Genomic DNA, 26,062 nt, shown 5'->3' with positions numbered 1-26,062 from the left:
AACCAGGAGAAGAACCAGACTTGCGCGCCGCCTCTTGTGACGGATCACAAGCGCTTCAGGCGCTGACCACCAGTGTCGCACCGAGGGCGATCATCGTCGCGGCGACCAAGCCGTCCAGCACCCGCCAGGACGACGGCTTGCGGAAGAACCCGCTGAGCAGCCTGGCGCCGAAGCCGAGCACGAGGAACCAGATCACGCTGGCCAGCACCGATCCGACGCCGAACGCCCACCGGCCGCCGCCGTGTCCCGCCGCGATGGCGCCGAGCAGGAGCAGGGTGTCGAGGTAGACGTGCGGATTCAGCCAGGTGAGCGCCAGCGTCGTCAAGACGATGCGGCGCAGCGATCCGCCGGTCTCCGGACCCCCGGTTTCCAGCGCGGCCGGCTTGAACGCGCGACGAGCCGCGAGGGCGCCGTAACACAGCAGAAAAGCGCCGCCGACCAGCGCGACGACAGTCAGCGCTTCCGGTGACGCGCCCACGATCGCGCCGACCCCGCCGACGCCGAGGCTCACCAGGATGGCGTCCGAGAAGATGCAGATCAGCACCACCACGAGCACCGCTTCGCGCCGGATCCCCTGCCGCAGCACGAACGCGTTCTGGGCGCCGATCGCGACGATGAGGGCCATGGAGGCGCCGAAACCGGCGCCCGCGCTGAACAGAACGTCTCCCATACGGAGGACATTAGGAAGCGGATCGTCAACAGTACAGCTAAAGATTCTTACGTAACATTAGCGCTCATGATGACAGATCTGCCTCTCGACCTGGTCCGCACGCTCTTGGCGGTCGCCGACGAAGGCACGTTCGACGCGGCGGCGTCGGCCCTGCACGTGACGCCGTCGGCGATCAGCCAGCGCGTCAAGGCGCTCGAACAGCGCACCGGCCGGGTGCTGCTGATCCGCACGAAACCGGTGCGCCTGACCGAATCCGGGCAAGCCGTCGTGCGGTTCGGTCGTCAGCTGGCCCTGCTCGAGGCCGATACGCGGGCCGAGCTCGGCCTGACCGCCGGTGACGAACCGGTGCGGCTGCCGATCGCGGTGAACGCCGATTCGCTGGCGACGTGGTTCCTGCCGGCGCTCACGCGGGTGCCGCCCGAGCTGAAGATCTGCTTCGAACTGCACCGCGAGGATCAGGACCACACCACGACCCTGCTGCGAGAGGGCCTGGTGATGGCCGCCGTGACGTCGTCGCCGGATCCGGTCGCGGGCTGTTCGGTGCACCGGCTCGGGCACATGCGCTATCTGGCCGTCGCGAGCCCGGCACTCGGCACGGACCTCGACCTCACCGAAACCCCCGTCGTCGTTTTCGACCGCCGTGACGACCTCCAGGACCGCTTCGCCCGCGAGCGCGGCTTGATCGCGAGTTCGCTGCGGCACTACGTCCCGTCGTCCGAAGGGTTCTTCGACGCTGTCGCCGCCGGGATGGGCTGGGGCATGGTGCCGCTCGCGCAGATCGGGGACCGGCTGCGCGACGGCAGGCTCGTCAGTTTCGACCCGGACCACCCGATCGACGTACCGCTGTTCTGGCAGCAGTGGAAGCTCGACTCCCCCGCGCTGGCGGCGGTGTCGGCCGCCGTCACCACCGCGGCCGCGGACCTGCTCGTCGACCCACACGGATGAGGACGCGCGCGGCGGCCCGGTCGTGAGATCCTGGGCGCATGACGCGCGCATTGCACCTGGTCGGGGACGAGGAAGCGGACCGGCTGCTGACCGAGGACCCGTTCGCGCTGCTCGTCGGGATGCTCCTCGACCAGCAGTTCCCGATGGAACACGCGTTCCGCGGCCCGCAGAAGATCGCGGACCGGATGGACGGTTTCGACATCGCGAAGATCCACGCGATGGACACCGAGACCTTCGTCGAGCTCTGCGTGGTCCCGCCCGCGATCCACCGCTACGGCGGCTCGATGGCCCGCCGGGTGAAGGACCTGGCGCAGCACGTCGTCGAGGTCTACGACGGCGACGCGGCCGGGATCTGGACCGCCGGACGCCCCAAGCCGGACGGCCCCGAGGTCCTCAAGCGGCTCAAGGCACTGCCCGGCTTCGGCGACCAGAAGGCCGCGATCTTCCTCGCGTTGCTCGGCAAACAGCTCGGCATTCACCCGAAGGGCTGGCGCGCGGCCACCGGCTCGTACGGCGACCGCGGCTCCCGGCGTTCGATCGCCGACGTCGTCGATGCGAAGACCCTCGGCGAAGTGCGCGCGTTCAAGAAGGCGGCGAAGGCCGCTGCCAAGGCTCCGGCGAAGTAGCTACTTCTTCCCCGCTCCCGGCCACGGTCCCGGCGTCTCGGCGGGCAGTTCGGCCTGCTCGACCTCGGTGCGGAACACCCGGAAACCGCGCGCCTGGTAGTTCTTGAGCGCGGCCGGGCCGTCCGTGGTGCAGGTGTGGACCGTGACGCGGCGTGTCGTCGTCTTGCCCGGCCAGCGCTCCGCGAGCGACCACGCCTCCCGCAGCGCGACGGTCAGCAGGTGCCCGCCGACGCCCTTGCCGACGAAGGACGACATCAGCCCGAAGTACGCGAGCTCGACTTCGCCTTCTTCGCTGCCGTCGAGTTCGAAGTAGCCACACGGCGTTCCCTGCGCGTACGCGACCCAGGTCTCGACGCCCGGCCTGTCCAGCCACTCGATCCACTGTGCCCACGTCCAGCTCAGCCGGTCGATCCAGAACCAGTCGCCGCCGACGGCGGTGTAGAGGTAGCGGTTCAGCTCCGGGCTGACCAGCTCGGCGCGGGTGACCGTCACCGGCACGGCGGGCGGTTTCGCCGCGCTCAGGTCGTCCGGCGAGGTCTGTTCGAGGTGCCAGGTCGTGATCTCCATGCGGCGATCATTTCAGCCAGACCCGCAGCGGTCCCAGTGCCGTGTAGCCGTTGCGGAGAGCGGCGTCGAGATCCTCGCCGTGTTCGTAGCCGGTGATCGGCAGACCGGGGAAGCTCGTCGCGACGGCCGAGGTCGCACCTCGCCACGCGTCGTCGACATCGCCGCGAGTGTACAAATTGGACAGTCCCGCGAAGTCGCCGTCGCGATTGGCGGTGACGCCGGAGACGCCGTCGGACCACACTGCGACGGACGGGTCGCCGAATTCGTCGTCGACTCGGGACCAGCCGGGTTCGAGCGGCATCCGGACCGTGCGGGTGATCCACGTGGCTTCGAAGAGCACCTCGAAGCCCGCTTGCGAAAGATCCAGGCAGCCGAAGCTGTCCTTCACCGCGCAGCCCGGCGACAGGTCGATCCCGTCCAGGACATCCTCGACCGTCGCGTCCGGCGTCAGGGTCATCGCGTCCGGATACAGCGGCGGCGTCCGGCACGCCGACTTCCAAGCGCGGGCGGTGAAGGTGCCCGTCCCGCACACCGTTTCGCACCAGCGGGCGTTGACGCGCGCGGCGTCGGCTACCTCCGCGCGAACCACAGCACGTCCGGTTCGCCTTGCGGCACCGGGATCTTCAGCTCCCGGACCTCACCGAACCGCGCACGCAGCCGCTTCGCGAACGACGGCACCGACTCGGCGCTCCACACCCCGAGCACACCGCCGGGCCGCAGCCGCTCGGCGAGCATGTCGAGCCCGTCTTCCTGGTACAGCTTGGCGTTGCCGTCGGTGACCGTCCACTCAGGACCGTTGTCGATGTCGAGGCACAGCGCGTCGAACCGCTCTTCCGTCCGGCGTAACCACTTCACCAGATCGGCCTCCACGACGGTGACCCGTTCGTCGGACAGGGCGTCGCCGTGGACGTCCCTGAGCGGGCCCTCGCGGTTCCACCCGATCACGGCCGGCTCGCGCTCGACGACCACGATCTCACCGACACCGGGGTGGTCCAGCGCGGCGCGCAGCGAGTAGCCGACGCCGAGGCCGCCGATCAGCATCCGCGCCTTGCCGGGCACCAGGTCCGCCGCCACCGAGACGAGCAACCGTTCCGATTCACCGTTCCGGGTGTCCATCAGGAAGACACCGTTCGCGATGACCTCGAAGTCGTCCCCTGCCCGGCGAAGTACCAGTTCGCCGCTCTTCCCGGCCACTGTGTCGAGTACGTCGGTCATCCGGGCAGCCTATCGGCGACGGTCACAGCAAGCCCGCCAATTTGTACAACACGAGACTGCCCGCGACGGCGACGTTGAGACTCGCGCCCGTACCCACCATGGGAATTTCGACGACGGTGTCGAGAAGGTCGAGCGCTTCCGGAGGAATGCCTTGCTGCTCATGGCCCAGCACGGCGATCGTCCGACCCCGCGCGGGAGGAAGATCGGCGAGGCGCACGGATTCGTCGGCGAGTTCGACGCCGACGATCGCCGTGCCCGCCGCCTTTTCCCGGGTCAGCCAGCCTGGCGGGTCGTGCACCCAATGCACACAAGCCGGGCGCCGCAACGTGTTCCCGCGGCGCAGCGCCTCCGGCACCCACGGGAACTTCGGCACGGCAAGACAGGCACCCACCGCGTCGCAGGTCCGCAAGAGGGTGCCGAGATTCGCGCCGTGCAACGGCCACAGGGGTGCCGCGACGAGATGTCCCCAGCAGGAGTGGGATTTCCTTCTTCTGGCCGCGCGCAGTTCCGAGGGCGTGCGGACCCGGATCGACGGGCTCACCGGCGGTGAGGCGTCGCGCCTCCAAGGATTTCGAGGATCATGCCCACACTGTAGCGGGATCACCTCCGACGCTCCTAACCTTGAAGCGTCGGAGGTGGTTCTCATGCAGGCGACCGTCGGAGACGAGATCCACGTGCACGGACGCACGGTGGGCTCGGCCGAGCAGCGCGGCGAAATCCTCGAGGTACGCGGAGAACACGGCGGCCCGCCGTATCTCGTCCGGTTCGCGGACGGGCACGAAGGACTGGTGTTCCCCGGCCCCGACTGCGAAGTCCAGACTCGCGCCGAATAGGCGTCAGTCGACCAGCGCGGGCTGCCTCACGCGGCTCCGCCAGCCCACCACGACCACGGCCGCGCCGAGCGCCGTCAGCACCGCCGCGATCTCGGGCAGCAGGAGCGGGCCGCCACCGCTGAGCACCGCTCCCCCGACCAGACCGGAGAGTCCGACGCCGAGATAGATCGCGGACGCGTTGAGCGAGAGGACGAGCCCCGCGTTCTGCTTGGACAGCTCGATCAGCCGGTGCTGGATCGGCGGGTTGATCGACCAGGTGGCCAGGCCCCAGAGGAACAGGATGACGGCCGCGCCGGCGACGGTGGTCGCGACCAGCGGCAGCAGCGCGAGCACCACGGTGATCCCGCCGAACACGATCAGCAGCGGTCCCTTGGCGCCCCAGCGGTCGGTCGCGCGGCCGCCGAGGACGTTGCCGAGCGCGCCGCCCGCGCCATAGACGAACAGCAGCAGGCTGACCGTCGTGCCGTGGACGCCCGCCGTGGCGGACAGGACCGGCGAGATGAAGGTGTAGACGGAGAACGCGGCGAGGCAGCCGAGCACGGTCGCGCCGAGCATGGCGAGCACGCGCGGGTCCTTGGCGACGGTGAACCGTTCGGCGAACGGGACCGGGGGCGGTGCCGGGACGGCGGGCAGGACCAGCCGGACCGCGAAGGCGCCGAGGAGCGAGAAGGCCGCGACGAGCGCGAAGACAGCCTGGTAGCCGACGCTCTGCGAAAGGACGCTGCCGAGCGGGACGCCCAGGATCGTCGCGATGGTCAGGCCGCCGAAGACGAGCGCGACCGCGCGGCCCCGGCGTTCCGGCGAGGTGAGTTCGGCGGCGACGGCGCTCGCGGCCGGGGTGAAGACCGCGGCGCCGATCGCGGTGACGACCCGCGCGAGGAGCAGGGTCACGTAGCCGGGCGCGAGGGCGGCGAGGGCGTTGCCGATCGCGGTGACGACGAGGGCGGCGACCAGGAGCGTGCGCCGTTCCCAGCGGCCCGTGACCGCGGCGAACAGCGGCGACCCGACCGCGTACGCGATGGCGAAGGCGGTGACCAGCTGGGCGGCGGCCGTCTCGGAGACGGCGAGCTCGCCGGTCAGCGCGGGCAGCAGCCCGGCGACGACGTACCCGCTGGTGCCGACCGCGAAGGTGCCGAGCGCCAGCACCGCGGTCCTGGGTGGTGAGAAAGTCATGACTCCCCAGCTCCAGACCCCTTTTTCGCCCACTTCCACGGTGGCGACCGGATCGCGTTTAGCCCGCGAAAGTCGCTCCCGGTCCCTCGGTCGCCCAGGTGCCGCCGGATCGCGATTAGGGGGCTAAACGCAGGTCGGGCCCAGGTCTCCCTGGAGCCGCCCGGATCGCGATTAGCCCGCGAAACGCAGGTCCGCGCGGCAGGCGGCCGGATCGCGATTAGCCCGCTAAACGCAGGTCGGTGCCGGATCGCACTTAGCCCGCGAAAGTCGACCTGGGGGTCGTTGTTCGATGGTTGTCGTAGTTCGATGAAGACCGTACTACGAACTCGCGAGAAGTTCGAGGGGCGTCGTACTATGGACGGATGGCCGCGACGACCCAGCAGTACGTCTACCCCGATCAGGACGAGATCCGGATCGAGGCGGTCCTCGCCGCGCTCGCGGACCCGGTGCGGCTCGACATGGTCCGCCAGCTGGCCGAAGCCGGCACCGAGATCTCGTGCAGCGGTTTCGACGTCGCCGTGACCAAGTCCACACTCACCCATCACCTGCGCACCCTGCGCGAAGCGGGCATCATCATGGGCCGCCAGCAGGGCACCGCGCGCTACAACTCCTTGCGCCGCAACGATCTCGACGAGCTCTTCCCCGGACTGCTCCAGGGAGTGCTCGCCGCCCGCCGCTGAGGGTGGGCAGCCTCACCCGAAACCGGGATGACAAAGGGCCCCTTGATCCGTTGAACTGGACGCCGGACAGCTCGTCGACGTCGGGGCCGCACGCGCTGTCTTCTTTTGTGTCCGAGAACTAAATCGATTCAGCAAGCCCATCCGCGACGGTGGGCGAGTAATCGTTTACCCAGAACGACCACCCCTGAGAGGAGAGCCGTGCCCGTCGCGCTGCTCGCGCTCGCCATCGGTGCCTTCGGCATCGGGACCACCGAATTCGTCATGATGGGCGTGCTGCCCGAAGCCGCCGCCGATTTCGGCGTGTCGATCCCCTCCGCCGGCTACCTCATCTCCGGGTACGCCCTCGGTGTCGTGGTCGGCGCCCCGCTGCTCACCGCCGCCGCCGTCCGGCTGCCGCGCAAGACCATGCTGCTGGCGATGATGGGGCTGTTCACGCTCGGCAACACCCTCTTCGCGCTCTCGCCGAACCAGGAGTTCGGCGTCGCCTTCCGCTTCCTCGCCGGCCTGCCGCACGGCGCGTTCTTCGGCGCCGGCGCGGTCGTCGCGTCCAGCCTGGCCAAGCCGGGCGAACGCGCGAAGGCCGTCTCGATGATGTTCCTGGGCCTGACCCTGGCCAACGTCGTCGGCGTGCCGCTGGGGACGCTGCTCGGCCAGAAGGTCGGCTGGCGCGCGACGTTCGGCGTCGTCGCCGTGATCGGCCTGATCGCCATGGCCGCGATCGCGAAACTGGTCCCCCACCAGGGCAAACCGGTCGAGCCGTCGCTGCGCGGCGAACTCGGCGCGTTCCGCCGCCCGCAGGTGTGGCTCGCGCTCGCGATCGTCACCTTCGGCCTCGGCGGCGTCTTCGCCTGCCTGTCCTACATCGTGCCGATGCTGACCGACGTCACCGGCTACTCGCCGTCGAACGTCACCCTGCTGCTCTCGCTGGCCGGGGTCGGCATGACGATCGGCAACATCCTCGGCGGCAGGCTCGCCGACAAGGCGCTGATGCCGAGCCTCTACGTCTCGCTGTTCGGGCTGGCCACGGTGCTGGCGATCTTCACCTTCACCGCGAACGGCAAGGTCGGCGCGGCGGTGACGATCTTCTTCGTCGGCCTCGCCGGGTTCATGATCGGCCCGATGATGCAGGCCCGGATCATGGAAAAGGCGGGCGGGACGCCGTCGCTGGTCTCCGCCGCCGTGCAGTCGGCGTTCAACATCGCGAACTCCATCGGCGCCTACCTGGGCGGACTGGTGATCGCGGGCGGATTCGGCCTGGTCGCGCCCAACTGGGTGGGTGCTTCGCTGGCCGTGCTGGGCCTCTCGCTGGCAGCGGTGTCGGGCGGCCTGGACCGCCGCGAAGCGCGGCTCACCCCCGCCATGGCCTCCTGACCGTCCAGGACATTCAGGACAGTGGGCCGCCGGTGATCGTGAAGGCGATGAACAGGATCAAAACGGACAGCGCGCCATAGGTCAGGACGTCGACAGGCTTGCCCCGGATCGCCAGCAGACCGGCCTTGGCTTCGGGCAGCGCCGCCCGGAGCAGGCCCGCGAGCAGCAGTGCTCCGCCGATGAGCACGGCCCCCTGCCGCCAGTGGTACTGCCCGATCCGCAGGGCGGCGACGGCCACCACCAGCATCACCAGCAGGAACGGCAGGTGATGGAGCAGTGCCCCACGGTCACGCCGCTGTCCGGCCACCGCCATCAGTCCCCGTCCTTTTCGGTCTCGCGGGCAAGTCGGTTCACTTCGCCAGTATCCCGGGTGAGTGACGCGGCACCAGGTCAGGGCTTATTCCGGGCTGTCAAGAGCGGCAAAACCCACATGCGGGGTGCACACGAGCGCGGATACGGTCAAAATGTGACCGTGGCACAACCGACGACTCAGTTGAACGCGACCGAGCAGGACACCCTGGTCAAACAGATCGGCCTCGCCCTGCTGCGGGCCGCGCCGCGCGATTGGCGGAAGGTCAGCGCCGAGTACCGAGCCGTCGGCAGGTACCACGAGATGACCGGCGAGATCATCACCGAGGACGGCTCCGCGCACGAATGGGTCGCGACGCACGACATCGCGACGCTGTTCGGCAGGCTCCGCGCCGGGATGTATCGCGACGGCCGCGGCACCTGGTTCAACGCCCGTTACCAGCTCGACCACCCGTCCAGCTACAACCTCGAGTACAACCGCGACGAGCCCCAGTGGCGCCTCGCGCCGCCTCCGCAGGCGCTCTCCGACGAGCTGCGCATGTTCCCCCGCTCCGAGGAGAACGTGCCCGAATGGCTGATCCGGCGCATGTCCGGTCTCGGCCCGGAGCAGCCAGGACCGCATTTCCGCATCGCCCGCATCTTCGACACCATCGGCCCGGCCGGGCGTCCGGTGATCAACCGGCCCGACCTGGAGATCGAGGAGCAGGACAGGCTGCTCGAGTACCTCGACCACGCGCCGTTGGTGGTCACCGAGCGCGGCTACGACATCGACAGGCTCGCGCAGACCCCCGAGGCCACCGTCCCGGTCGCCTTCCACAGCGACGGGCAGTGGATCTGGCCGGCCGCCGTCAACTTCTACCTGCGCGAGTACGGCGTCTCGCCGGAACTCGACCTGATCGACCACGTCCGGCAGAACGACTTCACGCTGCCCGAGGTCGACTCCCCGACGTTGCAGGCCGCGGCGGGGTACCTCACCAGGGGGAATCAGCCCCCGCAGCAGCGCCCCAACGGCCCGGGCGCGCCCAACGGCGGCCCCGCCGGACCGCCTCCGCAGGGCCCGCCCCAAAACGGCCCGGCACAGAACGGCCCGGTCCAAAACGGTCCGGTGCCGCCGCAGCAGCAGGCCGTGGTCAACCAGCCCGGCCCTCATGGTCCCGGCGGCGGTCCCGCGGGTCCCGGTCCGAACCAGGCCGCTCAGCCGCCCGTCCCGCCGCCGCATCAGCAGGGCCCGGACCCGGCCGCGGCGGCTGCCGCTGCCGCCGCACCGGTCGCCGCCGCGGCGGCCGTGCCCGCCGTCGAGTCCACGCTTCCGGATCAGGCCGAGCAGGCCCAGCGGTACGAAGAGGACTACGACACCCAGGACTACCAGGCGCAGGACTTCCACGAAGCCGCCGCCGAGCAACAGTACGAAGACGGCTACCAGGACCCGTACGCGCACGACGAGGCGCAGTTCCACGAGTCCGAACAGGACGTCTACGCCGACGAGGACCGGCAGGACGAGGCGTCGCATCAGCTCGCCGAGCCCGAACCGGCGCCGCAGGCCGCCGACCCGGAGGGCACCACGTACGTGCGGGCCCCGCAGGTCGACGCCTACGAGCAGCCTCGCGAAGAGGAGCAGGACGCGTACGCCCGGCAAGACGAGACTCAGCCGTACGCGCCTCCCGAGGAGGAGACGACCAGGGGCTACACGCCGGTCGAGCAGGCCGACGCGGGTCCTGAACTGCCTCTCCTGACCCACGACGCGGAGCCGAACGTGCCCCCGCCGTCGGACTCCGAGGTCACGCAGGTCGACGCCCCGCCGCAGGAGCGGGGGACCTTTGCTGCCGCTGCCGCGCCCGTCCCCGTGTCCCGCCCGGAGCCCGAACCGCGGCGTGAGGAAGCCCCGCGCCGCGTCGAGCACCTCGAGCCGGTGCTGAACGAGCTCCAGGCGAAGTTCGACGACCTCAACGTGCCCGGCGACGTCTACCGCATCGGCGGCCCCGTCGACCAGGGCTGGAGCGTCGAGCAGGTGGACGGCGGCGGCTGGCGGGTCGGCTGGTACGACGGGAAGCTGACCAACCCGGCGGTGTTCGGCGACGCCGAGGACGCGGCCGCGTTCATGCTCGGCAAGGTCCTGCTGAACCCGAACGGCGCTCCCCCGGTCGACGAACAGCCCTTGGACGAGCAGGCCTTCGACGAGGAGCCCGCCGTCGAAGAACCGCCCGCCGAGAAGCTGCCTCCGGCACGCCCCGTGCTGGCGACGCTGTCCCCCGAGGTCGCGACCGGGTCGCATCCGGTGCCGCCGCGGGAAGCGATCCCGGCGCAGGAGCAGACGGCGTTCACGACGGCCGAGGAACTGCTCGGGGACGACTTGGACGACGAGCCCGCCCCCGCACCGGTCCCGCCCGCGCCCCCGGTGCGGCCGAATCCGGTGCTGGCGAGCCCGCCGCCGCCCGCGCCGCCGCGCCGTGAGCCGCCGGTGACGCCGCCGCCGCTGCGGCGTGAGGAACCGGCCCGTCCGCCCGCCGCGGCGAACGCCGGGGCTCCGGACGCCAAGCAGAACTGGCCGATCTCGCCGCTCAACGGCGAGCCGCCGCTGACGCTGTTCCGCGGCAAAGAGCTGCGCGAGCTGCCCGCGGGCAGCGAGCTGGACCGCTTCGGTGGCCCGAACGGCAACCTGACCTACGCGGCCGGGACGCCGTTCGAGGAGCGCTCGCTCGTGCCGGAGTGGGTGAACCGGCCGTACCACGTGTACCGCGTGCAGCGGCCGCTCGAAGCGCTCGCCGGTGTCGCGATCCCGTGGTTCAACCAGCCCGGTGGCGGGTCGGCGTACCTGCTGCCGGCGTCCATCGAGGAGTTGCTCGCCGAGGGCGACCTCATCGAACTGGACCCGGGCGAACCGCCGATCGATTAGTCACGAAAAGGGCCCTTCCCGGCGAGTTCGCCGGGAAGGGCCCTTTTTCAGTGGATGACGAGGCCGTGCGCGGCGGCGTAGGCGATCGCGGTCTCGGTGTCCACGTGCACGCCCGAAAGGTTCGCCTGCACCAGGCCGTTGGCGTCGATCCGCGCTCCCCGAAGGTCGGCGCCATCGAGTTTCGCGCCTGCCAGCCGGGCACCGGTGAGGTCCGTGCCGCGCAGGTCGGCGCCGGTGAGGTCCGCCTCGGTCAGATTGGCCTCACGCAGCCGCAGCCCGGAGAGATCCACTTTGGACAGTCGGTTGCGGCTCAGTGAAACCAGCGAGAGATCACATTCGGTGAACGCGACCTTCTGGAACCGGCAGTCCACAAAGGACGATCCGAGCATCGAGCAGGAACTCCACCGGGTACCGGCGAGCACACTGCGGTCGAAGGTGCACGAGCGGAACGCGGACGCCTCGTGGCGCGAGCCTTCGAAGTCGACCTTGGTGAAGTCGCACTGGTCGAAGGTGCAGCCCTGGGTGCGCAGGCCGCGCAGGTCGGCCTCGGTGAAATCACAACCGACGAAACTGCGTTTTTCCCACCACTGCTGGGAAAGGACGGCTTCTCGATAGTCTTCGGCGGTCTCTGTCACCCGTTCAGGATCGCACACCCGCTTGAGCCCAGGTGATCCCGTCGAACAACGCGCGCAGCTTCGCCGCCCGCGCCTGCGAGGACGCGCCGATCCACCCGATGCGGCCGAGCAGATGGGCACGGAAGTCCGGATGCGCGGCCCGGTTCTGCGCCTCCGGGCCGGTGTGGACGCAGTTGTGGAGCAGTGCGCGCAGCGCGTCGTAGTCGGCGCGCGTCGCGGCGGGCGCGCTGTTGACCACCAGGCCCGCGACCCGTTGCCGCTGGTGCGCGGCGGCGACCGACGTCTTGTCGTCGCGCAGGCGGAAGCCTTCGTCGGTGACGATCCGCCGGACACCGGGCAGCAACCGGTGCAGCGGCAAGGAATCCCCGGAGAACGCCAGGTCGTCGGCGTACCGCGTGTAGACCGCGCCCAGTGCCCGCGCGAGGCCGTCGAGCCGCCGGTCCAGATGGTGCGTGACCGCGTTCGCGACCGCGGGCGAGGACGGCGCACCCTGCGGCAGATGTGTAGCCGCCAGGTTGTTCAGCAGCCGCACGCGGGCCGGATCACGCCGTCCCCCGGGCGCGGTGGCGAGGACGTCGGGCGGGACGGCCGTGGTGAGCACGCCCGCCAGCGCCTCCGCCACGGCGGGCGGATATCCGGCGAGCGCGAACAGCGCCGAGATCCGGCGTGCGGACACCGTCGGGAAGAACCCTTCGAGGTCCATCCTGACCACGGTCTCCCGGCCGGCGTGCGGTGCGGCGCAGGACAACGGCGAACGTCCGCGCCGGAACCCGTGCGCGGCTTCGTGCACCGGCAGCGCATCGACGACGTGCCGCAGGATCCGGCGCTGGAGTTCGGCGATCCGCGGCTTCGGCCGCTCGATGAGCCGCACTCCGCCGGACGCCGTCGGGATCCAGCGATAGGTGTAGTGGCGGATCGGCCCGGCCGCGCGCCGGTTCCAGCCTTTCGCGTCGGCGAACCAGGAAAGTTCACCGGGCGTCAGGTCGAGTCCGGCGGCGCAGCCGTCGAAGCTCGCCCAGCGAGCCACCTGAAACCGCCAGACCGGCGGCAGGGGTTCGGGGAGCGACGCGGAGGTGACTGTTTCTCCTGTCATCCGCGCGTACACGCACGCGAAGCATGCCGCTCTCGCGCGGGACGCCTTGCCTCGCTGACTTCGTGCTCCCCGGGGTTGCCCCGGAGTGGGTGGCGATCCACCGGCTCACCTCCGCGTCTCCACCACCCTACCGAATTCAGCGACTCGGGATGATCTTCGCGCTCGCCACGTAGTTCATGGCCTCGATGAACTTCGGGTCGTTCATCCGGCGCTCCATCTCCGGGTAGTCGAGGTCGACCAGCCGGGTCTGGATCCACCACAGGTTGCCGAACGGGTCGAGGACCCGGCCGACGCGGTCGCCGAAGAAGAGTTCGGTCTGCTTCGTGACCTCCTTGGCGCCCGCCTCGATGGCCCTGCGCTGCGTCTCGATGCTGTCCTCGACGTAGAGCCGCAGGTACGCCGGGGTTTCGATCCAGTCGTCCTCCGCGTCGAACAGCATGACGACCGAGTCGCCGATCCGGACCTCGGCGTGCCCGATCTTCCCGTTTTCCCTGTACACCGGTTCGCCCATCGGCTCGGCGTCGAAAACCCGCTTGAGGAAGTCGATCACACCCGCGGCGTCGCGCGAGATGATCCACGGGGTGACCGAGTTGTAGCCGGCGGGGATCGGGTTGGTCATCGAAGTTCTCCTCAGTCGTCTTGGTGCGATGAGAAGAACGCTAGAGGCCGTATAGGACAGATCGTGTCCTAATGAGATTTCAGCAGGAAAGAAGGCTTCGCTTCCCGCCACTCCGGCACGTCCAGCGAGTTGAGCACCTCGACGATCCGCTTCTCCTCGTATCGGAAATGCGTCTCCATGATCGCGGTGAGGCCGTCCAATTCCCGTTGGACGTCAAGGATCTCGCCCTGACTCGACCCGGGGCCGACACCGGCGACCAGCTCTTCGAGCCGTTCGATGATCCCGGTCATCACCCCGTGGTCGTGCGCGAGCTCTTCCAGCGACGGCCGCAGCTCGGGGAATTTGTCCGCCAGCACGAGGAAAGCGCCGCCGTCCTCGCCGGTGTGATGCCTGGTCAGCGCCGAGCAGAAGGTGAGGCAGTGCGCCCGGAGATCGCGCAGCCGCTCGGCGCGTCCCTCCGCGACCGACCCGAGGTCGTCGTGCAGCAGGGCCAGCTCTTTACGCAACCAGTTGTGAACCTGAACGAGTTGATCTCCGAACGCCGTCAACCGGCCGTTCGTCCGAGAAGGGGTTTCCATGATTTCCCATGGTCCGGCGCCTCCATGCCCGCGACGGTCTCTTTGCCGGGTGCACTGCGACGCTGGCAGGAACTTCAGCACGGCCCCCGGGTGATCGTCAAGGGGGTTCAGTGGAAGTCACGGGACTTGGCGGTGATCCGCAGCGGCAGGTGCCGGATCTGTTCGGCGAGCACGTTCACCACCTCGCCGGTGCGCTCGACCACGCCGCGGACCAGCAGCGCGGGACTGCCGCGGGCGACCCGGTGATAGCGCTGCCACACGCCCATCGTGCAGATGATGTTGATCATCCCGGTCTCGTCTTCGAGGTTCATGAAGGTGACGCCGCCCGCGGTCGCCGGCCGCTGGCGATGGGTCACCGCGCCGCCGGTCAGCACCCGTGCGCCATGCGGGACCGCGCGCAGGCCCTCCGCCGTGACGACGCCGAGTTCGTCGAGGTTCTCCCGGATGAACTGGGTCGGGAAGCTGTCCGGCGACACCCCGGTGGCCCAGACGTCCGCGGCCGCGACGTCGATCGCGTCCATTCCCGGCAGCATCGGCGCTTTGGCCCCGGTGGTGAGCCCCGGCAGTTTCTCCAGGCTCTCGTCGGCGACCGCGCCCGCCGCCCAGAGCGCGCTTCGCCTGCTCTCGCCGAAACAACCGAACGCGCCGGCCGCGGCCAGCGCCTCGACCTGCGGCGTGGTCAGCCGCACCCGCCGGGCGACCTCGGGCAGATCGGCGAACGGGCCGGCGCGTTCCCGTTCCCCGACGATCTCCTGCGCCAGGTTCTCGCCGATCATCCGCACGGTGGACAGGCCGCCCCGCACGGCGAGCAGCTCTCCCCCTTCCGGCAAGGGTTCCAGCGTCGCGTGCGGGAGGCTCGCGTTGATGTCCGGGCCGAGCACCCGCACCCCGTGCCGCCGCGCGTCGGCGACCAGCGACTGCGGCGAGTAGAACCCCATCGGCTGGGCGCGCAGCAGCCCCGCCAGGAACGCGTCCGGGTGGTAGTACTTGAAGTACGCGCTCGCGAACACCAGCAGGGCGAAACTCAGCGCGTGACTCTCCGGGAAGCCGAAATTCGCGAACGCCTTGAGCTTGCCGAAGATCTTCTCGGCCAGCTCACCTTCGATGCCGTTCTTCGCGGCGCCTTCGAGGAACCGCCGTTTGAGCCGTTCCATCTTCTGTTCGGAACGTTTGGCGCCCATCGCGTGCCGTAACTGGTCCGCCTCCGCCGGGCTGAAATCGGCGACGTCGAGGGCGATCTGCATCATCTGTTCCTGGAACAACGGGACGCCGAGGGTCTTTCCCAGCGCCTTGGCCAGTTTCGGATGGTCGAAATCCCATTTCTCCTGGCCGTTCTTGCGCCGGATGTAGGGATGCACCGAACCACCCTGGATCGGGCCGGGCCGGATGAGCGCGACCTCGACCGCCAGATCGTAGAACTTCTTGGGACGCAAGCGAGGCAGGGTCGCCAGCTGAGCGCGGCTCTCCACTTGGAAGACGCCGATCGCGTCCGCGCGGCAGAGCATTTCGTAGATGTTCTGGTCCTTGAGATCCAGTTCGGAGATGTCGACCTCTTCCCCTTTGTGGTCGTGGACGAGATCTATCATATAGTGCAGGGCCGACAACATCCCGAGTCCGAGCAGATCGAATTTGACCAATCCCGCGGCGGCGCAGTCGTCCTTCTCCCACTGCACGACGCTGCGGTTCTCCATTCGTGCCCATTCGATCGGCACGACCTCGCTCACCGGTTGTTCGCAGATCACCATCCCGCCGGAATGGATGCCGAGATGCCGGGGGAAGTCCTCGAGCGCGCAAGCGAGTTCCACGACCTCTTCCGGGATGTCGTGGTCGTGGTCCTTCTCCGTGGCCCGCAACGCGCCCCAGCGGTCGATCTGCTTGCTCCACGCGTCCTGCTGGCCGGGCGAGTACCCCAGCCCCCGCGCCGCGTCCCGGACCGCGGACCGTGCCCGGTAGGTGATCACGTTCGCCACCTGCGCGGTGTTCAGCCGCCCGTATTTCCCGTAGACGTACTGGATCGCCTCTTCGCGGCGATCGGATTCGATGTCGAGGTCGATGTCCGGATAGCCGTCGCGATCCGGGGCGAGGAACCGTTCGAAGAGCAGGCCGTAGCGCACGGCGTCGACCTTGGTGATGCCGAGCGCGTAGCAGACCGCCGAATTCGCGGCCGAGCCCCGGCCCTGGCAAAGGATTTTGTTGTCCCGGCAGAACCGCACGATGTCCCAGACGATCAGGAAGTAGCCGGGGAAGCCCAGTTCTTCGATGATGTCCAGTTCGTGCTCGATCAGCTTCCGGGCTTTTCTGCGGTACTCGGGGGACTTGTTCTTCTCGTGCTCCTTCGCGCCTTCCTTGGTGAGGTAACGCAAATACGACGCTTCGTCGTGCCCCTCCGGCACTTCGAACGGAGGCAGCTTCGGCTCGATGTGGTGAAGCTCGAACGCGCATTCCCGGCCGAGCAGCGCCGCCCGCTGCACCGCGCCCGGATACCGCTTGAAGATCTCGGCCATCTCCTCCCCCGACCGCAGGAACGCCGTCCCCGCGGCGGGCAGCCAGCCCTCCATCTCCTCCAGCCCGCGCCGGGCGCGGATGGCGCTGAGCGCGTCGGCGAGCGGGGCCCGTTCCGGGCGGGCGTAGTGCGCGGCCGTGGTCGCCACCGTCGGGAGCCCGAACTCCTGTGCCATCTCGCTCAGCAGGTCGTTGTGCGTGCTGTCCAGGGGAAGCGTGTGGTCGATGAGTTCGACGTAGACGTTTTCCCCGCCGAAGCAGTCGATGAGCTCCTTCAGTCTCTCGACGGCCGCGGCGGGGCCTTCGGTCACGAGCGCCTTGCGCACCGCGCCCTTGCGGCAGCCGGTGAGCACGACGCACTTCCCGTCGACCTCTTCGGCGACCGCGCGCAGGTCGTAGACCGGCCTGCCTTTCTCCGCCCTTTCCTTGGGCGACAACGAGTCCCTGTCGAAGCCGTACAGCTGACCGGCGGTGATCGCGCGGTTCAGGCTCAGGTAGCCGTCCTGTTGCTTGGCCAGCAACAGGAGATGCTCGCCCTCGGGATCGGCGAACCCGTTCTGCGGTCCGGACAGGCCGAAGCTGAGCTCCGTGCCGAAGACGGTGTGCACGCCCAGTTCCCTGGCCGCTTCGGCGAAGCGCACCACGCCGTACATGCCGTCGTGATCGGTGAGCGCGATCGCGTCCAGGCCCAGCCGAGCGGCCTCCTCCACCAGTTCCTCGGGATGGCTCGCGCCGTCGAGGAAGCTGAAGTTCGAATGACAGTGCAGTTCGGCGTACGGCACCCGGCGCGTGGTGGCCCCGTCGTCTTCGCCGCTCTGCCACGTCAGATCCGGGGGCCGCCGGTAGCCCTCCCGTTTGGCGCTCCACGCGGGGCTGTCACCGCCGTCGCCGGGCTGGACCTCGCCCGCGAGTTCGCGAGCGAGATCCTTCCATGGCCGCGGAGGATTGTTCAGCCCATCGGTCACCGGTTCTCGGTCGAGCGTCTCGGCGCGGGGACGAACACTTCCGCTCGCGGGACGCACGCCGCCCAGGCCGTGTCCAACTCCGCACGCTGCACCGGGATGGCCGGTTCCTCCAGCCAGCGCCGCACCAGCCGCGTGTACTCCTCGTCCATGTTCAGTCGTACTTCCCTTCCAGTGTCCACATCGGATTCCTGTGGTGTTCGAAGCGGAGCAGCACCGCCTCCTCGGCGTCGTCCCCGTCGGCCAGCAGCACCTGCAACCGGATCCGGGTGCCCGACCGGGCGTGCCCCGCCCCGGCCCGGACGCCGACCAGCCAAGGCCCGGCCCAGGCGAGGACCTCGCGCGGCTCGTCGCCCTCGAAACTCACGACGAACGGCGCGGCGGTGACCCGGCGTCGCGCGGTGATCTCCACGACGCGCCCGTTCTCGTCCAGCACCTGGGCGGGCACCGGCCGGGCGAACACCGTCGCCGGGGAGGGCGACGGGAGCCTCCCGGCCCAGTTCGCGTCCGCCTGCGCCGACTTCTCCCGCCTGTCGCCCCACGGCACCAGCCGGACGCGCTCGACGGGATCGCGGCCACCGTCGAGCACCGCGGTGAAGACGCTCTCCGGGCCGAGCAACCCCTGCACCCGCACCAGTGCGCGACCGGCACGCTCGCCGGACAGCCCTTCGTCCTCGGTAGCGGGGCGCAACGTGCCCGTCGCGCCCGTTCGCCACAACCCGAGTTGCAGCGACCGGCCTTCGACGGTCTCCTCCGGCTCCAGCCGCAGCCGGACGACGCCGGACCGGGGCCGCGCCGAGGTGTCCTTGACCTTCAGCCAGCCTTCGAACTGCCAGCGCACCCTGTCCGCGACGCCGAGCGGGGTCAACGGTTCGGCGCAGCGCCACACCCGGCCGAGTTGTTCACCGGTCTCGGTGGTGGCGTAGATGCCGAGGCGGGTGCAGGCCAGCCCGTGCGCGGAAAGCCCGGCGTGAAAGCGTTCGCCGAGTGCCTTCGCCACGAACGCGGCGGCGTCGATCCGGTCGATCGGCGGGTCGAACGCCTTCGCGAGCGAGAGTTCCGGTGGCGGCCGACGGCGCGACGGCGGCCGTTCGGACCGTCCCCGCGCCAGCCGGTGCGCGAGTACGCCCTCCATGCCGAACCGCGCGGAGACGTCGCTCTCGTCGAGCGCCGCGAAGGCGCCCAACGTGCGAAGGCCGAGCTGTTTGAGCAAGGTGACCAGTTCGGTTCGGCCCGCTTCGGGCTGGTCGAGCTCGCGGATGGGCAGCGGGGCCAGGAAGTCCGCCGTCCCACCGGGATCGACCAGCGTCGAACGACGGGCGGCGAGCGTCGCGGCGAACAGGCCGTCGGCGACGCCGACCTGGCATTCCACCCCCGCCGCCACGGACACCTCGTCCACCAGCCGTTCGAGGAGGCCGTGTTCGCCGCCGAAGTACCCGGCCGCGCCGTCGACCGGGACGGCGACGATCCCCGGGCGTACCACCTCGACGCCGACGGCCAGCTCCTCCACCGCCCTCGCGACGGACTCGAAGAGCCGGGCGTCACGGCCGTCGTCCTCGCCGAAGACCGCCAGCTCCGGGCAACAGGACTGGGCCTCGCGCCGCCGCATCCCGCGACGGACGCCGTACCCTCGGGCGACCGCGGTGCAGGCGACCACGCGGTTCGCCGAGAAGACCGCGGCCGGGCGGCCGACAGGCTCGCCCGCGACGGTCGCCGCGGCGACCGCGGGCCAGTCCGGGCACCACAGCACCAGCATGCGCAGAGGTGGGTTCACGCCGTCCCCCACCTCGCCGCGACCGGCGTGGGGAAGTCGGCCTTCCGCACCTCGCCCTCGCCGGGAAACCGCAGCAACGCCGACATCGGGCGGGCGGCCGCACCCCGGCCACCCGTCCGTACCTCCACCTCACGAGCGCGCAGGTAGCCCGCGCCGTCGCCGGTGAGACCCGTCCAGCGTGAGCGCCGACAGCTCAGCTCGACCTCCGCACCGGGCCAGGAACCCAGTGAGAGCAGGACCGAACCACGGTTGCGCGCGCGGGCGGACAGCCGTCTCGCCACGTCGGGCCGGGCGAACCCCGGGCCGACGACCACGAGATCGAAGCCGTCGAGCAGGGCCGCGGTCACCGCCGGGAACTCGGCGCCAGGACGGGGGACCAGCGCCAGCCTGCCCACCTCGACCCCGAGTTCCGCGGCGGCGACCACCCCGAGCGCGGGCAGGCCGACCGCGACCGCCCACGCACCGCCGGCGGTCGCGGCGGCCAGCAGGGTGAGCATCAGTGACGTGGACCCCAGCACCGAAACGGTGCTCCCGCGCCGGAGCCCCGCAGCGGGCAGCAGACCGGACAACGCCGGGGACACCGGGAGCACCCTTCCCGTCGTCCTCGCGTGTTCGGCCGCGGAAGCCACGCCACTGGCCGTGCTCACTCCCGGCAAGGCCGCCAGCCTCGCCAACGGCAAGGCCCGTGCCTCGACCACCTCCGCTGTCACCGGACCCCGCCTCCCCACGACATCTAGACCGTCCTTTGTGGACGGAACTGGACGCGCCACGGGGAAGGCGGCACTTCGAACGCTTGTTCGATACCTCCAGTAGACCGGGTGCCGCGGCGGTTGTCAAGCGAGGTGGGAACGATCACCGGACCTGTCACGTCCGAGACCGGGAATCCCCGCGCCGGAAAGGAAAACCCGCAGTGAACGACGCTTGGCCCGAGACGGTGAACGGCTGGGAACTCGCCAGGGAGGGCCACATCGAGAACTACCGCAAACGGCTGGCCAACCGGGTCACGGTCACCGCGGTCTGGGAGAACGAGACCGGCCGTGGCCGGATCGACGCCCGCACCGAACCACTGGGCGGTGGCCGGACCCTGACCGGCAGCCGCAAGGACTTCCGGGACAAGGAGGCGTTCTGGACCGCCGCGACCTGCGTCCTGGAGATGGCCGCGAACCTGCCGTCACTGGAATGGAGCACGAGCCCCGCGCCCACGGCACTGGCGGGGACCGTGGCGGGCATGGTCGAGGCGGAACCCGGCACCAGTGGCTACCCGGAGGCGGAACTGACGTTCACGCTGACCGACGGACACACCGTGACCCTGTGCATGACCGACGAACAGGCCTTCGACCTGAGCAACGCCATCTCGCGGCTCGACCACCACGTGTGGTCCGAAGAACGCGAAGACGACGAAGATGAGGACGACTTCGAAGAGGTCGACGCCGAGGTCGAAGACATACCCGACGTCGAAGAAGTCCACTCCGGCCCGGACACCGGGCACGACCTGGTCACCGTCCTGGACGACCGGTTCGGGGTCACCGAAGACGATCTGCTGGCGCACGTCGACTGGTCCGCGCTCATCGTGGTGAATGAACCCGCGGTGAGTTCACTCATCGACCGGGGTGACGAGCTGACCGCCGCGGTCGCCCCGAGGTGGTATCCGGTCGTCGCGGACCGGCCCGGTGAGCGCTGGGTCGTCCTGAAGCGCACGGGCCTTCACTACCACGGGGAATGAGCGGCGGTTTCTGTCATTCTGGACGTCATGCCCTCGCCAGCCCTTCGCCGTGCCCTGACCGATCCCGGCGAGCCGCATCTCCGCCCTTTGCCGGACGACGTGAGCGCACTGCTGGAGGAACTGTCCGCTCCCCCGCGGCTGGCCGCGCATCTGCGCGCGGTCCACGACGTGGCCTGTTCGCTGGCCGACTGGATGGAGAAGCGGCATCCGGACGTGGTCTTCGACCGCGAAGCGGCCCTGTTCGGCGCGGCCGTCCACGACATCGGCAAGACGATCCACCGCGAAGAGCTGTCCGGCCCCGGCTCAGCCCATGAGCAAGCCGGTTACGAACTCCTTGTCTCCCAAGGAGTCGACGCGAACCGGGCCCGGTTCGCACGGACGCACGCCGCCTGGGGCACGGACGTCGGCGTCGAGGATCTGCTCGTGAGCGTCGCGGACAAGGTGTGGAAGGCGAAGCGGGTCACCGATCTCGAACAGCTGCTGGTCGACCGGCTGACCGTCGCGAGCGGACAGCCGTCGTGGGAGGTCTTCCTGGCGCTGGACGACCTGCTCGACCGGATCGCGGCGGACGCCGACGGGAGGCTGGCCTTCCAGGCGAGCCATCCCGTCGACGGCTGACGCGTCAAGCCACGCGGGGCAGCGGGGCCGGGTGATGCCGCCGGAAAGCCGGCGCGGAGACGCCCTGTTCACCGTGCAGCCAGTCACGGAGGAAGCGGAGCTCCGGCCCGAACCGGTTCGCCTCGGCGTTCAGCCTTTCCGGTGACGTCGACGGCCAGTGGCCGGTTTCGACGCGATCCCGCAGCACCCGCAACGCCGTCAGCTCCTCGGCGGCGGTGTGCTGGCAGTGCCCGCCCCGGTTCACGAACAGCTGCCGGATCCGGCCGGAATCGACGCGGTCGCCGTAGTTCCGTTCGTGCTCGGGAGCGACGCCGTCGCCGACCGGGTGCAGCGTGACGACGGGCTGGTGGCCGTGTCCGGTCGGCGTCCCGACGCGGGCGAGCCGGCGGGCGGCGGCGTTGTCGGCCTGGACGCGCGGCGCGGCGGCGAGCTTGGCGAGATCGGCGCCGAGATCCAGTCCCGCGTCACGGTAAGCCTGGTTCACGAGGTCGCGTTCACTCGACCGCGCGAGCAAGTCGCGGTAGTCCACTCCGGTGTTCCCGGTCGGGTTCCCGCCGGCCTGCGCCTCCAGATCGGCCCGGTGAGCGCCCCACGAAAACTGGTTGTAGACCGCCTCGACGAACTGCGTCTGTTGACGGATCTGCTCGGCGACGTCGGCGGAGCGCGGACGGAGCGCCGTCGACCAGCCGGGGACGTCGGCGAACGCGTTGGCGAGGGCGAGCCGCGCCCGCCCATCGGGTGACTCCAACGCCTTCGCGATCACCTGATGGGCTTTCGCCAGGTTCGCCTGCGGATCGGCGATCCGGACGACCTCCAGCTCGGGCGCCAGCAGTGTCCGGACCGCGAAACCGAGGTCCAGCGCCTGGCCGAACAAAGCGGAGCCGCCCGCGACGGGACCGCACATCGCCAGCACGCCGTCGATCCGGCGCGGGAGGCGCTCAGCCAGCAGGACCGCGTTGAGGCCACCACCGGAAGCTCCCCAGGTGAGCACCTGCGCCGGGCGGCCGACGTTGCGGTCGAACCACGACAGCAGCGCCGTCTGGTCGTGCACGGCTTCGCCGGCCGAGAAGCCGTTCGGCTTGCTGTAGAGCGACGCGGCCAGCGCGTACCCCTCGCCGAGGAGAACGGGCTTCGCCTCCTGCCGGTTGGCGAGCTCGACCTCCTCGGGAACGTAGCCCGGCGGGTAGATCCCGTGGTTGTACAGCAACAACTTGCCGTTCCAGTCCGGCGGCACCTCGACCCGGTACCGGGCGCCTTCGATCACTCCGGTGTGCACCCGGACGTCGTCCGCGGCGAGGGCGGGCGCGCCGGTGACGATCAGCGCGGCGGCCAGGATTCCTGTCAGTGTCATGGCGGAAATGCTGGCAGCGCGGGGCTTCGCAGGAATCCGTCGAGACGCGGCTTCTCGGCTACGCTTCCCGGCGTACGAGCGCTTCCGCCAGCTCGACGGTGATCCCTTCCGGGCCGCGGACGTAGCAGAGCCGGTAGCTGTCCTCGTACTGCACCAGTTCGCCGACGAGCTCGCCGCCGTGCGCCCGCAAGCGCTCCAGCACGTCCTCGATGTCCTCGATCGAGAACACGAAGTGGCGGATGCCGGGCGTGTTCATCGGAACTCGGGAGTGACCGTCCCGGCTCGGAGCGTGGTACTTGATCAGCTCCACTCCTCCGTGACCGTCCGGCGGCCTCAGCACCGCGATGTCCGTCCGGACGTTTTCGAGGCCGGTGAGGCGATCGACGGTGTCGCCCTTGAGCGACGCCTCGCCTTCCAGTTCGAGACCGAGCGCGATGAAGAAGGCCTTGGCCGCTTCGAGGTCGTGCACGACGACGCCGATGTGTTCGAGCTTCATGACCGGTTCCTTTCAGGCGCTCTGCCGCGCCGCCTGCCGGCGCAGGAGCTCTTCGACGGCGGTGGGCAGGGTGTTCTCGAAGTCGATGAGCTTGACCCAGGTCGGGGTCAGCACGACGCGGACCATGCTCTCGTAGAGCGACCGCACGTTCTCCTCCCACTCGACCCGCTGCTCGGGCGTCATCTCGTAGGTGCCGCTCCACTGCATGTACTCGTCGGGGATGCCGTCGACGTGGTCCAGCTCGACGGTGCCGCGGAGGAGCAGGATCTTCGGCGGGTGCGACTCGGTGTCGATGGTCAGGGCGACGGCGGGATTGCGGCGCAGCGACGGCAGCTTCGGCGCGTTCGGCGGGGTGCACATGACGATCTCCCGGCCGTTCCAGTGGATGCCGATCGGGATCGACCGCGGCGTGCCGTCGAGCGCGGTGTAGGCCAGCCGGGCCAGGTCACGGGCCAGGAGCTCCTGGCTGAGCGGGCGGTTCAGGATCTCGTCGATCGTGCTCTGCTGCATGTCGGTCTCCTCGGGTCGCTTTCTTCGCGGACACCCCAGGGACGCCGCTGTCCCACGCACTTCGACACTCCAGAATGTGACCTGTGTCACGTCGCCTTTAGCGGACTAAACGCGATCCGTTTGTCGAAACGCGCCCTGGCCAGGCGTCGCGTCTGTGAAGGCACACGAGAAAGGGACAGACATGGCGAAGGAATCCGAGGTCCGCTTCGAGGGCTTCCTGCCCACCACGCCCGCCGACACCTGGGCCGCGATCACCACGGGCAGCGGCGGCTGGCTCTGGCCGATCCGGTACGAACCGCGCGACGGCGGCGCCGAGTCCGGCCTCACTCCCAACGGCGGCATGGTGACCGTCTGGAAGCCGTCACAGCGCTTCGTCACCTACGCGGAAGACGAGAACGGCTGGTTCAACACGCTCGAGTACGTCCTCGAGCCGAAGGACGGCGGCACGTACCTGCGCTACGAGCACAACACGGTCCTCGACGACTTCGACGTGGAGTACGACGCGTGCAAGCGGCACACGGCGTTCTACTACCACTCGCTGGGCGAGTACCTGACGCACTTCAACCGGCGCGAGGTGAAGTACTTCAAGACCGATGCGCCCGAAGCGTCGAAGGCACCCGAAGCGTTCGAGGCTGTGCGGACGGCTATCGGCGCGACGGTCGCGGGCGGCGAAGTGCTCTTCGAGGTGCCGGGCGTCGGCACCGTCGAAGGCGTCGTCGACTACCTGACGTCGGCCTTCATCGGCGTCCGGACCGAAGACGCGCTGTACCGCTTCTACGGCCGGAACGTCTGGGGCTGGCCTGTCGGCATCGGGCACCACCTGTTCGCCGAAGACGCCGACGCGGACAAGGCCGAGAGGGCGTGGACGGCCTGGCTGAACGGCCTGTACGCCTAGCGGGGCAGCTTCTTGGCGATCTCGGCGCCGACGGACTTCGCCGCTTCGGCGGACTCCGCCGGCGGGATCGGCGAGTTCGTGAAGAACCCCTTGTCCCAGCCCTTGTAGGTGACGATGACGACGTACACGCCCTGGGTGTAACGCAGTTCGGCACCGCTGAAGGCACTGTCGGTGTCGAGGGAGACGAGAACCGCCTTCTCCCCGATACCCTGAACCTGCTGCTGACGCTCGGACGGCGCGGCCGACCCGACGGACGACTCCGACGCGCGCTTTTCGGCGTCCGGCCCCTCGTGGCGGTAGATCGTGACCTGGAGGGCGCGGTCGTGGACGTTGTCGCCGTCCGGCGCCAGCCAGGAGCAACCCCGCTGCTTGGTGACGATGTCCAGCGCCTTGATCTCGTTCTCGCGGGAGCCCTGGAAGCTGGTCATGAGCGTCTTGTTCAGGACCTCCGGGGAAATCGCGCACTCGGCGGGCGGCTGCTCGGAGACCGGTGCCTTGCCGACCGACGAGTAGTACTCCGACGCGAAGATGCCGCCGGGGATGCCCAGGCCGAGCAGCACCACGCCGCCCACGATGAGGCCGACGATCAGGCCGGTCTTTTTCTTCTTGGGCGGCGGCCCGTAGCCGGGCGGGCCGTAACCGGGAGGCTGACCGTACGGAGGCTGCTGTCCGTATCCGGGTTGTCCTGGCTGAGGTGGTCCGTAACCCGGCGCGCCCGGCTGAGGCGGTCCGTAGCCCGGCTGGCCTCCCGGCCCAGGTGGCGGCCCGTAACCCGACCCCTGGCCGTACCCCTGCGGCGGCTGGTGCACCGATCCTCCTACCGATCCCTCACGTACGTCGCGCGTCGCGATTAGGGGGCTAAACGCAGGTCGGCGCCCGGATCGCGTTTAGCCCGCTAAAGGCGACACGCGGCCAGCATGGCACGGCGACCGGGGCCGGGCACCGGGAACGCCCACAGTCCGGCCCGCGGGCGCCCCCGGATCGCGTTTAGGGGCTAAACGCAAGTCCGCCGCCGGATCGCGAT

At 69.7% G+C, this 26,062-nt stretch carries 28 protein-coding genes; 9 read left to right on the top strand and 19 right to left on the bottom strand.

Features of this window, described 5'->3' with window-relative positions; translation table 11 throughout:
• Positions 1-55: 55 nt before the first annotated feature.
• The gene (locus tag B0293_RS12130; RefSeq protein ID WP_005166493.1) at positions 56-670 is read right to left on the bottom strand and encodes a LysE/ArgO family amino acid transporter; all 615 of its coding nucleotides are present in this window, start codon (positions 668-670) and stop codon (positions 56-58) included.
• Positions 671-736: 66 nt separating this feature from the next.
• On the opposite strand from B0293_RS12130, the gene B0293_RS12125 reads away from it, so the two are divergent.
• The gene (locus tag B0293_RS12125; protein WP_005166495.1) at positions 737-1,615 is read left to right on the top strand and encodes a LysR family transcriptional regulator ArgP; all 879 of its coding nucleotides are present in this window, start codon (positions 737-739) and stop codon (positions 1,613-1,615) included.
• A 38-nt stretch (positions 1,616-1,653) separates the two neighbouring features.
• Positions 1,654-2,241 (top strand): HhH-GPD-type base excision DNA repair protein, encoded by a 588-nt coding sequence (locus B0293_RS12120; protein ID WP_039919619.1) that lies wholly within the window; start codon positions 1,654-1,656, stop codon positions 2,239-2,241.
• Here the strand turns inward: B0293_RS12120 and B0293_RS12115 are convergent, their stop codons facing one another.
• The 4 genes from B0293_RS12115 to B0293_RS12100 are packed head-to-tail and all read right to left on the bottom strand — an operon-like array spanning position 2,242 to position 4,564.
• Entirely contained in the window at positions 2,242-2,808 is a 567-nt protein-coding gene (locus tag B0293_RS12115) for a GNAT family N-acetyltransferase (protein ID WP_005166498.1), read from the bottom strand.
• Positions 2,809-2,815: 7 nt separating this feature from the next.
• Entirely contained in the window at positions 2,816-3,397 is a 582-nt protein-coding gene (locus tag B0293_RS12110) for a hypothetical protein (protein WP_039919620.1), read from the bottom strand.
• Entirely contained in the window at positions 3,379-4,023 is a 645-nt protein-coding gene (locus B0293_RS12105) for a spermine/spermidine synthase domain-containing protein (RefSeq protein ID WP_005166500.1), read from the bottom strand. Before B0293_RS12105 ends, B0293_RS12110 begins: the two co-directional genes overlap by 19 nt.
• Positions 4,024-4,045: 22 nt before the next feature.
• Positions 4,046-4,564 (bottom strand): TrmH family RNA methyltransferase, encoded by a 519-nt coding sequence (locus tag B0293_RS12100; protein ID WP_005166501.1) that lies wholly within the window; start codon positions 4,562-4,564, stop codon positions 4,046-4,048.
• 103 nt (positions 4,565-4,667) lie between these two features.
• Between B0293_RS12100 and B0293_RS12095 the strand changes: the two genes are divergently transcribed.
• Complete coding sequence (locus B0293_RS12095) at positions 4,668-4,856, top strand: DUF1918 domain-containing protein (protein WP_005166504.1); 189 nt, start codon at positions 4,668-4,670, stop codon at positions 4,854-4,856.
• 3 nt (positions 4,857-4,859) lie between these two features.
• Here B0293_RS12095 and B0293_RS12090 read toward each other — a convergent pair whose 3' ends face one another.
• The gene (locus tag B0293_RS12090; protein ID WP_039919621.1) at positions 4,860-6,029 is read right to left on the bottom strand and encodes an MFS transporter; all 1,170 of its coding nucleotides are present in this window, start codon (positions 6,027-6,029) and stop codon (positions 4,860-4,862) included.
• Positions 6,030-6,391: 362 nt separating this feature from the next.
• On the opposite strand from B0293_RS12090, the gene B0293_RS12085 reads away from it, so the two are divergent.
• A complete protein-coding gene (locus B0293_RS12085; RefSeq protein WP_005166507.1) occupies positions 6,392-6,709 on the top strand; it encodes an ArsR/SmtB family transcription factor in 318 nt (105 codons plus the stop codon).
• A 198-nt stretch (positions 6,710-6,907) separates the two neighbouring features.
• Positions 6,908-8,080 carry an MFS transporter gene (locus B0293_RS12080; RefSeq protein ID WP_005166508.1) on the top strand — a complete coding sequence of 391 codons (1,173 nt, stop codon included), beginning with the start codon at positions 6,908-6,910 and terminating at the stop codon, positions 8,078-8,080.
• A 13-nt stretch (positions 8,081-8,093) separates the two neighbouring features.
• Here B0293_RS12080 and B0293_RS12075 read toward each other — a convergent pair whose 3' ends face one another.
• Positions 8,094-8,393: a DUF3017 domain-containing protein gene (locus tag B0293_RS12075; RefSeq protein ID WP_005166510.1), complete on the bottom strand. Its 300-nt coding sequence runs from the start codon at positions 8,391-8,393 to the stop codon at positions 8,094-8,096.
• Positions 8,394-8,546: 153 nt separating this feature from the next.
• Between B0293_RS12075 and B0293_RS12070 the strand changes: the two genes are divergently transcribed.
• A complete protein-coding gene (locus B0293_RS12070; protein WP_077241298.1) occupies positions 8,547-11,282 on the top strand; it encodes a TNT domain-containing protein in 2,736 nt (911 codons plus the stop codon).
• Positions 11,283-11,329: 47 nt separating this feature from the next.
• On the opposite strand, the gene B0293_RS12065 is transcribed toward B0293_RS12070, so the two are convergent.
• From B0293_RS12065 to B0293_RS12035, 8 genes are all read right to left on the bottom strand, one after another.
• Positions 11,330-11,917, bottom strand: coding sequence for a pentapeptide repeat-containing protein (locus B0293_RS12065; protein ID WP_005161938.1), 588 nt, complete (start codon positions 11,915-11,917; stop codon positions 11,330-11,332).
• Between the two features lie 4 nt (positions 11,918-11,921).
• Positions 11,922-13,010, bottom strand: a complete 1,089-nt coding sequence (locus tag B0293_RS12060) for a reverse transcriptase family protein (RefSeq protein ID WP_039919041.1) — start codon at positions 13,008-13,010, stop codon at positions 11,922-11,924.
• 136 nt (positions 13,011-13,146) lie between these two features.
• Positions 13,147-13,629, bottom strand: coding sequence for a VOC family protein (locus B0293_RS12055; RefSeq protein ID WP_005161933.1), 483 nt, complete (start codon positions 13,627-13,629; stop codon positions 13,147-13,149).
• Positions 13,630-13,697: 68 nt separating this feature from the next.
• On the bottom strand, positions 13,698-14,207 hold the full coding sequence (locus tag B0293_RS12050; protein ID WP_039919039.1) for a hemerythrin domain-containing protein: 510 nt from the start codon (positions 14,205-14,207) through the stop codon (positions 13,698-13,700).
• A gap of 107 nt (positions 14,208-14,314) precedes the next feature.
• Complete coding sequence (locus tag B0293_RS12045) at positions 14,315-17,674, bottom strand: error-prone DNA polymerase (RefSeq protein ID WP_039919038.1); 3,360 nt, start codon at positions 17,672-17,674, stop codon at positions 14,315-14,317.
• Complete coding sequence (locus B0293_RS43690; RefSeq protein WP_005161922.1) at positions 17,671-17,823, bottom strand: hypothetical protein; 153 nt, start codon at positions 17,821-17,823, stop codon at positions 17,671-17,673. The genes B0293_RS12045 and B0293_RS43690 overlap by 4 nt, the downstream gene beginning before the upstream one ends.
• 2 nt (positions 17,824-17,825) lie before the next feature.
• Positions 17,826-19,427, bottom strand: coding sequence for a DNA polymerase Y family protein (locus tag B0293_RS12040; RefSeq protein WP_039919042.1), 1,602 nt, complete (start codon positions 19,425-19,427; stop codon positions 17,826-17,828).
• A 14-nt stretch (positions 19,428-19,441) separates the two neighbouring features.
• Positions 19,442-20,155 (bottom strand): hypothetical protein, encoded by a 714-nt coding sequence (locus tag B0293_RS12035; RefSeq protein ID WP_005161912.1) that lies wholly within the window; start codon positions 20,153-20,155, stop codon positions 19,442-19,444.
• A gap of 200 nt (positions 20,156-20,355) precedes the next feature.
• Between B0293_RS12035 and B0293_RS12030 the strand changes: the two genes are divergently transcribed.
• A complete protein-coding gene (locus B0293_RS12030; RefSeq protein ID WP_005161909.1) occupies positions 20,356-21,168 on the top strand; it encodes a hypothetical protein in 813 nt (270 codons plus the stop codon).
• Between the two features lie 27 nt (positions 21,169-21,195).
• Positions 21,196-21,786 carry an HD domain-containing protein gene (locus B0293_RS12025; RefSeq protein WP_005161905.1) on the top strand — a complete coding sequence of 197 codons (591 nt, stop codon included), beginning with the start codon at positions 21,196-21,198 and terminating at the stop codon, positions 21,784-21,786.
• Positions 21,787-21,790: 4 nt separating this feature from the next.
• On the opposite strand, the gene B0293_RS12020 is transcribed toward B0293_RS12025, so the two are convergent.
• The 3 genes from B0293_RS12020 to B0293_RS12010 are packed head-to-tail and all read right to left on the bottom strand — an operon-like array spanning position 21,791 to position 24,143.
• Positions 21,791-23,137 carry a DUF6351 family protein gene (locus B0293_RS12020; protein WP_005161902.1) on the bottom strand — a complete coding sequence of 449 codons (1,347 nt, stop codon included), beginning with the start codon at positions 23,135-23,137 and terminating at the stop codon, positions 21,791-21,793.
• A gap of 58 nt (positions 23,138-23,195) precedes the next feature.
• Positions 23,196-23,633, bottom strand: a complete 438-nt coding sequence (locus tag B0293_RS12015; RefSeq protein WP_005161899.1) for a VOC family protein — start codon at positions 23,631-23,633, stop codon at positions 23,196-23,198.
• A gap of 12 nt (positions 23,634-23,645) precedes the next feature.
• Complete coding sequence (locus B0293_RS12010; RefSeq protein ID WP_005161897.1) at positions 23,646-24,143, bottom strand: PNPOx family protein; 498 nt, start codon at positions 24,141-24,143, stop codon at positions 23,646-23,648.
• Positions 24,144-24,324: 181 nt separating this feature from the next.
• On the opposite strand from B0293_RS12010, the gene B0293_RS12005 reads away from it, so the two are divergent.
• Positions 24,325-25,038 (top strand): SRPBCC family protein, encoded by a 714-nt coding sequence (locus tag B0293_RS12005; protein WP_005161894.1) that lies wholly within the window; start codon positions 24,325-24,327, stop codon positions 25,036-25,038.
• Here B0293_RS12005 and B0293_RS12000 read toward each other — a convergent pair.
• The gene (locus B0293_RS12000) at positions 25,035-25,847 is read right to left on the bottom strand and encodes a hypothetical protein (protein WP_005161892.1); all 813 of its coding nucleotides are present in this window, start codon (positions 25,845-25,847) and stop codon (positions 25,035-25,037) included. The genes B0293_RS12005 and B0293_RS12000 overlap by 4 nt on opposite strands.
• Positions 25,848-26,062 lie beyond the last annotated feature (215 nt).

The sequence above is a fragment of the Amycolatopsis azurea DSM 43854 genome (assembly GCF_001995215.1).
In the GTDB taxonomy this organism is placed as follows: Bacteria; Actinomycetota; Actinomycetes; order Mycobacteriales; family Pseudonocardiaceae; genus Amycolatopsis; species Amycolatopsis azurea.
The sequence above is the reverse complement of the archived record's forward strand: the minus strand, read 5'-3'. Positions and strand labels throughout refer to the sequence as shown.

Excerpts from the sequence above, each read along its gene's own strand:
- B0293_RS12005 (WP_005161894.1), top strand. The coding sequence starts at position 24,325 with ATGGCGAAGGAATCCGAGGTCCGCTTCGAGGGCTTCCTGCCCACCACG.
- B0293_RS12010 (WP_005161897.1), bottom strand. The coding sequence starts at position 24,143 with ATGCAGCAGAGCACGATCGACGAGATCCTGAACCGCCCGCTCAGCCAG.
- B0293_RS12085 (WP_005166507.1), top strand. The coding sequence starts at position 6,392 with ATGGCCGCGACGACCCAGCAGTACGTCTACCCCGATCAGGACGAGATC.
- B0293_RS43690 (WP_005161922.1), bottom strand. The coding sequence starts at position 17,823 with ATGGACGAGGAGTACACGCGGCTGGTGCGGCGCTGGCTGGAGGAACCG.
- B0293_RS12120 (WP_039919619.1), top strand. The coding sequence starts at position 1,654 with ATGACGCGCGCATTGCACCTGGTCGGGGACGAGGAAGCGGACCGGCTG.
- B0293_RS12015 (WP_005161899.1), bottom strand. The coding sequence starts at position 23,633 with ATGAAGCTCGAACACATCGGCGTCGTCGTGCACGACCTCGAAGCGGCC.
- B0293_RS12040 (WP_039919042.1), bottom strand. The coding sequence starts at position 19,427 with ATGCTGGTGCTGTGGTGCCCGGACTGGCCCGCGGTCGCCGCGGCGACC.
- B0293_RS12095 (WP_005166504.1), top strand. The coding sequence starts at position 4,668 with ATGCAGGCGACCGTCGGAGACGAGATCCACGTGCACGGACGCACGGTG.
- B0293_RS12125 (WP_005166495.1), top strand. The coding sequence starts at position 737 with ATGATGACAGATCTGCCTCTCGACCTGGTCCGCACGCTCTTGGCGGTC.
- B0293_RS12090 (WP_039919621.1), bottom strand. The coding sequence starts at position 6,029 with ATGACTTTCTCACCACCCAGGACCGCGGTGCTGGCGCTCGGCACCTTC.
- B0293_RS12130 (WP_005166493.1), bottom strand. The coding sequence starts at position 670 with ATGGGAGACGTTCTGTTCAGCGCGGGCGCCGGTTTCGGCGCCTCCATG.
- B0293_RS12075 (WP_005166510.1), bottom strand. The coding sequence starts at position 8,393 with ATGGCGGTGGCCGGACAGCGGCGTGACCGTGGGGCACTGCTCCATCAC.
- B0293_RS12055 (WP_005161933.1), bottom strand. The coding sequence starts at position 13,629 with ATGACCAACCCGATCCCCGCCGGCTACAACTCGGTCACCCCGTGGATC.
- B0293_RS12115 (WP_005166498.1), bottom strand. The coding sequence starts at position 2,808 with ATGGAGATCACGACCTGGCACCTCGAACAGACCTCGCCGGACGACCTG.
- B0293_RS12025 (WP_005161905.1), top strand. The coding sequence starts at position 21,196 with ATGCCCTCGCCAGCCCTTCGCCGTGCCCTGACCGATCCCGGCGAGCCG.
- B0293_RS12105 (WP_005166500.1), bottom strand. The coding sequence starts at position 4,023 with ATGACCGACGTACTCGACACAGTGGCCGGGAAGAGCGGCGAACTGGTA.
- B0293_RS12060 (WP_039919041.1), bottom strand. The coding sequence starts at position 13,010 with ATGACAGGAGAAACAGTCACCTCCGCGTCGCTCCCCGAACCCCTGCCG.
- B0293_RS12050 (WP_039919039.1), bottom strand. The coding sequence starts at position 14,207 with ATGGAAACCCCTTCTCGGACGAACGGCCGGTTGACGGCGTTCGGAGAT.
- B0293_RS12020 (WP_005161902.1), bottom strand. The coding sequence starts at position 23,137 with ATGACACTGACAGGAATCCTGGCCGCCGCGCTGATCGTCACCGGCGCG.